The 866-nt window shown below is 43.3% G+C and carries 1 protein-coding gene; it reads right to left on the bottom strand.

Annotated elements, in window-relative coordinates:
- A partial coding sequence (locus tag RTW80_RS26280) for a polysaccharide export protein (RefSeq protein WP_312721014.1) occupies positions 1-854 on the bottom strand: 854 nt, incomplete at its 3' end.
- Positions 855-866 lie beyond the last annotated feature (12 nt).

Genomic DNA, 866 nt, shown 5'->3' with positions numbered 1-866 from the left:
GCATTACCTAATGCTTCAGCTAAAGTCATACCACTACGATCCATCTTCATAGTTGCTTGTTTAACTACTTCCCCCATAACAAACACTTTCAGATCATCATTTCGGGGGATAAACAAAATATCACCAGGATATAGGAGATGATTTTCTGACAAATCGCCTTTTTGCATTAGAGCGTAAAGTGAAATTTTTGTATCTTTACCGTTATGCGTTAACACAACATTACGCCAATCTGCATCAGGAGCCAGTCCACCTGCATTATTAATAGCATCCATTACAGTCAGAGGAATATTCGTAATCGGCTGCTGGCCTGACTTCATAACTTCGCCTGTAACGTAAGTTTTCTGTGATCTAAAGGCAGCAATACTGACATCAACCTGGGGACTTTCGATATATGTTGTCAAACGACTGGCAATATCCTGACGTACCTGACTGATTGTTTTTCCTGCAACCTGAACTTTGCCTATATATGGGTAGAATATCGTACCGTCGGAATGAACCCAGTTACCGGTGTCGCTGGCGCTACGGTACTGGCCTGCAGGCGTTGTCAGCTCCGGGTGATCCCAAACAGTAACCATCAATACATCACCCACACCAATGCGATATTCGTAACTGCGCAGTAAATTATCTAGTTGCGGGTTGGGACGAGCAAGAACGGTCTCTGGACGAAGCTGATCGATAAGCCCTGGAGTAATCGGATATACATTAACCAATTTATCCAGATCGTAGTCGCTGTCCGGAAGCTCAACCACGTTCTTCCGCAGACTATTTAATCCCTGACCAGGGATAATTGTACAACCCGATAAAAACCCAATTGCCAACGCTAATGCCGAAAATCTAACAAGTTTTTTCTTCATAATGTCACATCA

The organism is Escherichia sp. AM3 (assembly GCF_032029835.1).
GTDB lineage: Bacteria > Pseudomonadota > Gammaproteobacteria > Enterobacterales > Enterobacteriaceae > Escherichia > Escherichia coli.
The sequence above is the reverse complement of the archived record's forward strand: the minus strand, read 5'-3'. Positions and strand labels throughout refer to the sequence as shown.